This window comes from Okeania sp. (assembly GCF_983059655.1).
Window position 1 is genome coordinate 1 of record NZ_CEZPJD010000339.1, and the last position, 8354, is coordinate 8354.

Annotated in this window: 8 protein-coding genes and 1 pseudogene; 1 reads left to right on the forward strand and 8 read right to left on the reverse strand. The window is 35.4% G+C overall.

All coding sequences use genetic code 11. The annotated features are described in order from the left end of the window. Window positions 1-340: 340 nt before the first annotated feature. The gene (locus tag AC3DU7_RS18470) at window positions 341-1534 is read left to right on the forward strand and encodes a class I SAM-dependent methyltransferase (RefSeq protein ID WP_488040781.1); all 1194 of its coding nucleotides are present in this window, start codon (window positions 341-343) and stop codon (window positions 1532-1534) included. Window positions 1535-1589: 55 nt separating this feature from the next. Here the strand turns inward: AC3DU7_RS18470 and AC3DU7_RS18475 are convergent, their stop codons facing one another. The 8 genes and pseudogenes from AC3DU7_RS18475 to AC3DU7_RS18510 all read right to left on the reverse strand — a co-directional run. Next, window positions 1590-2063: a hypothetical protein gene (locus AC3DU7_RS18475; protein ID WP_488040782.1), complete on the reverse strand. Its 474-nt coding sequence runs from the start codon at window positions 2061-2063 to the stop codon at window positions 1590-1592. Between the two features lie 176 nt (window positions 2064-2239). Beyond that, entirely contained in the window at window positions 2240-4702 is a 2463-nt protein-coding gene (locus AC3DU7_RS18480) for a tetratricopeptide repeat protein (RefSeq protein ID WP_488040783.1), read from the reverse strand. Between the two features lie 235 nt (window positions 4703-4937). After that, window positions 4938-5735: a S1 family peptidase gene (locus AC3DU7_RS18485; protein WP_488040784.1), complete on the reverse strand. Its 798-nt coding sequence runs from the start codon at window positions 5733-5735 to the stop codon at window positions 4938-4940. A gap of 54 nt (window positions 5736-5789) precedes the next feature. Next, window positions 5790-6115 (reverse strand): annotated as a pseudogene (locus AC3DU7_RS18490) (element excision factor XisI family protein). A gap of 298 nt (window positions 6116-6413) precedes the next feature. Further along, window positions 6414-6974, reverse strand: coding sequence for a COP23 domain-containing protein (locus AC3DU7_RS18495; protein WP_488040785.1), 561 nt, complete (start codon window positions 6972-6974; stop codon window positions 6414-6416). A 326-nt stretch (window positions 6975-7300) separates the two neighbouring features. Beyond that, entirely contained in the window at window positions 7301-7600 is a 300-nt protein-coding gene (locus AC3DU7_RS18500) for a type II toxin-antitoxin system RelE/ParE family toxin (protein ID WP_488040786.1), read from the reverse strand. Next, window positions 7593-7865, reverse strand: coding sequence for a ribbon-helix-helix domain-containing protein (locus AC3DU7_RS18505; RefSeq protein WP_488040787.1), 273 nt, complete (start codon window positions 7863-7865; stop codon window positions 7593-7595). Before AC3DU7_RS18505 ends, AC3DU7_RS18500 begins: the two co-directional genes overlap by 8 nt. A 52-nt stretch (window positions 7866-7917) precedes the next feature. After that, the coding region (locus AC3DU7_RS18510) for a DNA cytosine methyltransferase (protein WP_488040788.1) at window positions 7918-8354 on the reverse strand (437 nt) is incomplete at its 5' end.

The following is an 8354-nucleotide window of genomic DNA, read 5'->3' on the forward strand; positions in this document are numbered from 1 at the left end:
TGATTTCTATTTATGGAGATTTATATCAGGAATATCGGCAAAAAGTTTCTATGTTGATTCCTTTGCCAAGGATAAAATTAACCGAGGAAAAGGTTCAGGAATAATTTTGAAGAAGGAAGGAGGAGGAAGGAAGAAGGGAAAGATAATAGAACGTATTTCATATTACAGCGCTTTTCAAATTGATGAACTACATCTTAAAACATCAAACCTTGTAGGGACGTTCCATGGAACGTCCTGTGGTCTACCGTGTAGGAAAACCGCTGTAGTAAGGTACATTAAGGGTATTTTATATTATTAAGGTACATCAGTCGCGGGCAAGATGCCCGCACTACAAAAAATTATGAATCAACAACAAATAACTATCAACAACAGTAACGAAAATTTGTGTGAAATTATCCATCAAAGCATTTATGAATCTCCAAAAAAACGGATTACTTTTGCTGAATATATGGATTTAGTTTTGTACCATCCCCAATATGGTTATTATGCAAGTCATCCTGTGAATATTGGTAAACAAGGAGACTTTTTAACATCTTCTCATTGGAGTGCAGATTTTGGAGAATTATTAGCAGAACAATTTGTGCAAATGTGGGATATTTTCCAAAGACCTAATAACTTCACTCTGGTAGAAATGGGTGCTGGCAAGGGAATTTTAGCAGAGCAAGTTTTAGGATATTTAAAACAAAAATATTTAGATTTTTTCCAAACAATAGAATATCTGATTATCGAAAAGTCTGAAGTTTTAAAAGAAGAGCAAAAACAAAGGTTACACTCATATAAAGTCAGGTGGTGTGATTGGGATGAAATTTCTCATAGTTCAATTACAGGGTGTTTATTTTCTAATGAATTAGTGGATGCTTTTCCAGTACATAAAATTATCATAGAAAATCAGGAACTTCGAGAAGTTTATGTAAGTTCTGACTCTGATGGAAAGTTTATAGAAATAAGTGGTGAAACTTCTACTTCTAGAATTGCTGAATATTTTAATTTAGTGGGTATAGATTTACTTGCATTTCCAGACGCAGAAGGTTATCAAACTGAGGTAAAATTACAGGCTTTAGATTGGATAAATACTGTTGCCTCTAAGCTACAAAAGGGATATTTGTTAACAATTGATTATGGTTATCAAGCACAACGTTATTATAATCCCACTCGCAGACAAGGAACTCTACAATGTTATTATCAACATCATCGAAATAATGACTTATATTGGAGTATTGGGCGACAAGATATTACGGCTCATGTGGATTTTACTGCATTGGAAAAACAGGGAATTTTGTCAGGATTGGAAAATCTAGGTTTTACTCAACAGGCTTTATTTTTAATGGCGTTAGGTTTAGGAGATAGATTAAATGAATTATCAAATAATCAAGGATTTTCTATTGATGAAGTTTTGCGACGTAGGGAAGTATTACATTCATTAATAGACCCAATGGGGTTAGGAAATTTTGGAGTTTTAGTGCAGAGTAAAGGTTTGAGTGAGGAGGAAAAAAAGCAGACTTTGAAGGGTTTAAGTATGCCACCGATGGGATAGGTTTAAGGTAAGCATTTAGGTGTCAGCTAGCTTCATAAGGCCGGAACTGCGGACTTCAGCCATCATCTAATTTTACTGGATATTCTTGGCAATCATCTATTTTATATAATAATTCATAACAAGGTTTTTTTTCTAATGCCTGGTCTATTTGATAGATGATTTTTATATATTCTGTTTTTTTAGTTTGAATTTGATTCTCAGTACCTTGACTCTGGGGAAGATTTTCTAATTCTTGAATTGTTTTTTGTAGTTCGTCTCTGGCAGTTTCTAATTGTGGTTTTTTTGGAGCATTTTTGGCTTTACTAATAGCTGATTCTGCTTTTTTAGTTGCTGTGTCTAATATTGTTTGAGTATTGGTTTCAGGTTTTTGAAATACTCCTTTAAACTTGTCAAAAACGCTGGTTCCATCATTAATAATACCAAGAATAACACCAATCATAGTTAGTGTTGCCCCTATTATTGCTAACAACCTAAAATTTGGAGGTCGTGAAGAATTATTTTGAGAATGGCCTGGAGATGGTCTGTTCATTGGTAGTTTTGATTGGTTGGTTAGAGGATAATTTAATTATATAGCGATCGCTTTTGGGAAATGTTTAACTTAATTATGCAGCAGACTCCAAGTATATAAAGTACAAATATTAACAATTAAATGTTCCCAGTCCGAGCATCTTGCTCGCGCGAGTGTACCTCACCAAGAAATACTCATTAATATCCTCGTAATACTTTGAGTTGATTTAGGGAGTATTGATACATCTCTTGATTTCCTTGTTGTTTGTATAAGTCGGCAGCTTTTTCAAAGTCTGATATGGCTTTTTCAATATTTCTTTTAGCCTGGTAAGCAAAACCCCTGTTATAGTAAGCTCCAGCAAATTTGGGATTGAGTCGAATAACTTGGTTATAGTCAGCGATCGCCTTTTCATATTTTCCCTGGTTAGAGTAAGCAAAAGCCCTGTTGTTGTAAGCTGAAGCAAATTTGGGATTGAGTCGAATAGCTTGATTATAGTCAGCGATCGCCTTTTCATATTTTCCCTGGTTAGAGTAAGCAAAAGCCCTGTTGTTGTAAGCTGAAGCAAATTTGGGATTGAGTCGAATAGCTTGGTTATAGTCAGCGAGCGCCTTTTCATATTTTCCCTGCTTAGAGTAATCAAAACCCCTGTTGTTGTAAGGCAGCCAAAGTGAAGGATTGTTTAGTCTGATGGATTCGCTGTAATCAGCGAGCGCCTTTTCATATTTTCCCTGGTTAGAGTAAACAAGACCCCTGTTGTTGTAAGCTGAAGCAAATTTGGGATTGAGTCGAATAGCTTGGTTATAGTCAGTGAGAGCCTTTTCATATTCTCCCTGGTAGTAGTAAACAAGACCCCTGTCATAGTAAGCATCAGCAAATTTGGGATTGAGTCGAATAGCTTGGTTATAGTCAGCGAGCGCCTTTTGATATTTTCCCTGGTTAGAGTAAACCACACCCCGGTTTCTGTAAGGTTGAGGAATTTTGGGATTGAGTCGGATAACTTGGTTATAATCAGCGAGCGCCTTTTCATATTCTCCCTGGCCAGAGTAAACCATACCCCTGCCGTTGTAAGCAGAAGCAAATTTGGGATTAAGCCGGATAGCTTGATTATAATCAGCGAGCGCCTTTTCATATTCTCCCTGGTCAGAGTAAACAATACCCCTATTGTTGTAAGCAAGAGCAAATTTGGGATTAAGTCGGATAGCTTGATTATAATCAGCGAGCGCCTTTTCATATTCTCTCTGGTAATAGTAAATCAGACCTCTGCTAGTGTAGGAGTCAGAAGCCTCTTTGGGATTGAGTCGGATAGCTTGGTTGTAATCAGCGAGCGCCTTTTCATATTCTCTCTGGTCAGAGTAAGCATGACCTCTACGAATGTAGGCATTAATGTCTTTGGGATTAAGTCGGATAGCTTGGTCATAATCAGCGATCGCCTGTTCATATTCTCCCTGGTCAGAGTACAAATTACCCCGGTTAAAGTAGGCAATAGTATATTGGGAGTTGATTTGAATAGCTTGGTTATAATCAGCGATCGCCTTTTTATATTCTCCCTGTTTTTTGTAGATCCCAGCCCTGGCAGTGTAAGGCAGCCAAAGTGAAGTATAGTTTAGTCTGATGGATGCGTTGCAATCAGCAATCGCCTTTTCATACTCTCCTAGCAAATCGTAAACAAGACCCCGATTATAGTAGGCTAGAGCATATTTGGGATTGAGTCGAATAGCTTCGTCATAATCAGCGATCGCCTGTTCATATTCTCCTCTGTCATAGTGTTCAAGACCCAGAGCAAAGTAACTTTCAGCATCCTGGGTTTGAGGTGGAGTATCATTATTAGTATTTGTGACAGTCTGATTTTTTCTAGTCGGAGAAGACAAAACAACAGGAGTTCCCCTCGCCAAAACCCTGCTAACCTCCTGTGGCATCTGCCGCAAAAAAGTCGAAATCAAAACTCCATCCCCATCTCCATCATCCTCCGTCAACCCCACATGAATACCCACCAACTGCCCTGCCTCATTCAAAACCGCTCCCCCACTCATACCTTTATACACACCCTCACCAGGTTCAGTAGGTTCATAAGTCAAATTATCTCCTGCTCGTGGGTTAGTCACCTTGGCAGGAGTAAACTGAAAACCCTCCCTATTCTCAACTCCAGGCCAACCCCCCACATAAACTGGACTATTATTCTTTAACTGACTCGCCTCCCCTACTTCAGCCACCTTATATTCTTTCAGACTAGCAAACTTCACCACTGCCAAATCCTGCTTTGGGTAACGGCGGAGAATTTGTAGTTTAACTACTTCCGCATCCTCCCCCGGTTTTTTACTACGAACAACTACTTGATAATCATTTGGGTATCGGAAAATATGTTCGGCAGTCAGTACATAATAAGTAGAATCTTTTTTACCAATAATTACCCCCGAAGCACCAGGGGAAAATCTACCGCCTCCAGTAGTAACACTAGGAGTAACAATTTCTACAGTAATATTTTCAGCTAATCTATTTAGAGCAGATCGACTTAAAGGAATATTGTCTTGTCTAGCAGTAAAAATTGGATTTGATATAGAAATTTTAGTAGATACATTTGTACTTATTTCTGATTCATATTTACTGTAGCCAACTAGAGCAATTGTGATTAATCCAATTGTTATTTTAGTAATATGTTTCATTATGGTTGTTTTGTTATTTATATGGTCTTTACGTAAGTCCTAATTTAAATATTTTAGCATTGTTTAGTTATTAGCAATATAAAGAATGGGTGTCATTGCGAGGGAGAATGATTAACATTTTATCTAGGAGATTTCACATTTGAGACCTCCCGAAGCAATCTCTTCTAAATACTGGGATTGCTTCGTTCCTCGCAATGACAGTTTGGGTGTCTTTTGTCATATTGAGATTACTTGACTATCTCCCCGAATCTAAATTCAATTCTAATCCAGAAGGCGATAAATAAACCAAAGTTTCTGATGGAATTGCCCAACTTAAACTAGATAAAAAATCCAAAGCTTCCTCTGGAGAAGCATCCAAAGATTCTGTCACTCGCGAACCATCTCTATATAGATAAACATCAGGATTAACAAAAATAATCGGCTCCCCCATACCAATAATTCCTACTAACTGACCATAATTATTTAATAAAGGTCCGCCACTCATGCCATTATAAGTAGTTAAGTTATATCCAATTTGATATCCCGACTGCATTGGTTTTGCTAATTTTTCAGAAACATCACCTAATTTAGTACAGGTTAAACTGCCATTATTAGAGTTAGTAACATTAACATCAGTGGGAAAACCAACAGCCATTACTCGTTCCTCCTTTTTCCACTTTGCCAAACCAGCAATTGGATAATTTTTCAGACTATTAAACTGTAAAATAGCTAAATCATTGCCTGTTGTTTTACCATGATAAAAATTCACCAATAAACTTGCTTGATATTGTTGACCATCCCCAGTTTCGACAATAAATTTTTCTGCCTGATCTTTTAAAACATGACCGTTAGTTACTAGAGTATAAATATTCTCTTGTTTCTGCACTAAAATTCCCGTTCCCCAACTCTCGCCAGAAATAATTTTCACAGTAAATTTTGCAGCAGTTTGACAAAGTTTTTTTGTGGCTATTTTTTCAGGTAAAAAAGGAGGACGAGCAGGAGCGATATTTTGATATAAACAAGACAATAATAAAGTTGTCAGAAATATGCTCAAGATGCTAATTGTTTTGAATGAAAAATTTACCTTCATTACCTGACTAATATAAATTTAGCTAACTGCATAATCTGTAAATTGTCTTTTGAAAGGAGAATGGAAACCAATCACTATATTAGACTTGTCAACTCCTAATTCAACTAAACGTTGAGCTACAGATTGCTCTGTGTTATTCTGTTGAATATGTATTTTATTATCAATAATATCTAGGTGCAAAATAGAACTATATATCCAGTGATTTCTTGCCAACCGACTTGTACTAAAAGGTAATGGTGATGCTCAGTATCGAAAATAGTCTCTACCCGAACATCACCAGACTTATGCAAAGAAGCTTGTTCTTTAATCAGAGTTTGGATTATTTGACTATAGTCTATTGCCATTTGATAATTTCCTCAATGTCTGGATTATAAACAATTAGTTGTAAGTTATTTATGGCTATATCAAAAGACTCTACATAAGTCAGGACTTACGCAAAGATAATATGATGTTTATTGTTAATAAATAATTTATCTTAGTGGGCTGATACATTTTAAATGGTGCGTTACGACGGATTGCTAAATCCCTTTTATAGTCTAACTTTAAGCCGTCTAACGCACCCTACAAATTTTGCTACTTTTTTGAGTTTTACTGTCGTTCTACCCAACCTACATTAGCTAGAAAAAACTCAAGCCAAACAAATTATTTCGTAGGTGGAGAATAATTCAACATTGAATCAATATTAATGGCTTTTATATCCCCATATTGTTCAAAAATAGTAGCTGAATGTTTCAAAGGATCAACAGAATTGTTTAGATTTAATTCAACTATTTGATTAACCATTCCTTTGGCATTATCACCAGGTCTAAGAGTCATCAAAACATTAGAACTAGGACAATTGCCAGTATAGTTACTTAGACTACCAATAGCGCATAATACAGGTTTGTCATCTACACGGCCAGGAACAATTTTACTCAAATCTCCTGTCTGTTGAAACTTCTCAAAATTATCAGAAACTTCACGGCAACGTCTCTGAGGGTCATATCCAGCTTTGATAAAATACTCGCTTTCCCAAATAATTAGAGTTATTTTCCCCCTGATAGGATGGTCTGCGATAGTAGCAGCTTTACCATTATCAGTACCACAGTAGAAACTAGCAAAACGACTAGCTTGTTGGGCCTGACTGTATTGAGTTAGACCAGAAATTACAGCTAAACTTAAGAAACCAATAGTCGCCCATTGTTTGACAAATTGAAGATTCATACATAGCACTCCTAATTACCAAAAAATATATATCAATTATATTTAATTTTTGCATCTAGCTGCTAAATTGAATTAGTATAAATTGAGGTTTAGCAACAATGAATTTACCTACAAAAGTAACTTTAATAATTCCGGAAAACTTCAGAAAAATAATCAAAATTATTTTCAATACATTTGAGTTTTCAAATATGTATAATTAGTATAAATAGTCATAAAATTAATCTCAAAAATCAGAGTTAAATTAACTGGATTGGTTCTTTATCTAATTCTAATTCTGCTAACTTTAATCTATCTTTGATTGACATACCCTGCATTTGGTATTAATTTTATTCTTCCTCTAAGAATAAAGACTCTAAATTACGATATCCACTAACTATCCTTACAATTTCTATTTCTACCTCAGTGACTTGATAAAAAATAATATAACCATCTAAAGGTACACCTCTTAAATGAGGCATGACTTGAGCATAACTTCGCCCCATCTTAGGAAAGTTAATTAATTTTCTACACTTATCATCACAGCGTTTAACAAAACGTTCACCTGCTTCTATACTAAAGTCACTAAAAAAATCAGAAATTTCATCTAGACCGCGAATAGCTGCTTGAGATAAACTATATTTATTCACCTAGATTTTCCTCTCGCAACTGCTTAAATTTTTGCTTTAATTGTGCAATAACAATTTCTCCATCAACTTTTTCACCCTTTTCTAATTGTTCTAAACCTATTTTAACTTTGGCGCGAGTTTCATCAAGCCATTCTTGATAATCTTGTTCTTGTTTTTCTAATAGTTTTAAAGCGACATCGATCGCCTGTTGAATATTGGTATACCTTCCCTTAGCAATTTGGGATTGAATAAATTTTTCTTGTTCGGGACTTAAGATAATATTCATCGTTCGATTTAAAAAATCAACTATATTTAATTCTATATTGTATTGATTGTAATTATAATTCTAATTCTGCTAATTTTAATCTTTCTTTGATTGACATACCTTGTAAATGTTGACTAAGACTATATAAATTTATTTTCTGATAATCATCTTTAAATAATGGAATCAAAGATTCAACAATAGAAGCAATTCCATCTGGAGGTACAGCATTACCAATTTGTCGCCTAATTTCAGTAAAAGAACCTGCAAAAATAAAATCATCAGGAAATGTCTGTAACCTTGCTCTTTCTCTATTTGTTAAAGACCTTGGTTCGGGATAATGATAACCCCATGTTCCTCCACCCCCACCGGCAATAATTGTTGCAGAAGGTTTATCTGGATCTATTCGTCGATAAACATGACTAATCATTCCTTTTACATAATAAGGACTATCTTGAGGAATATCTCTAAAATTACCTCCAGCTTTTATCCTTTTCAATATTTCAATTGTTC

Excerpts from the sequence above, each read along its gene's own strand:
- AC3DU7_RS18495 (WP_488040785.1), bottom strand. The coding sequence starts at position 6,974 with ATGAATCTTCAATTTGTCAAACAATGGGCGACTATTGGTTTCTTAAGT.
- AC3DU7_RS18480 (WP_488040783.1), bottom strand. The coding sequence starts at position 4,702 with ATGAAACATATTACTAAAATAACAATTGGATTAATCACAATTGCTCTA.
- AC3DU7_RS18475 (WP_488040782.1), bottom strand. The coding sequence starts at position 2,063 with ATGAACAGACCATCTCCAGGCCATTCTCAAAATAATTCTTCACGACCT.
- AC3DU7_RS18470 (WP_488040781.1), top strand. The coding sequence starts at position 341 with ATGAATCAACAACAAATAACTATCAACAACAGTAACGAAAATTTGTGT.
- AC3DU7_RS18505 (WP_488040787.1), bottom strand. The coding sequence starts at position 7,865 with ATGAATATTATCTTAAGTCCCGAACAAGAAAAATTTATTCAATCCCAA.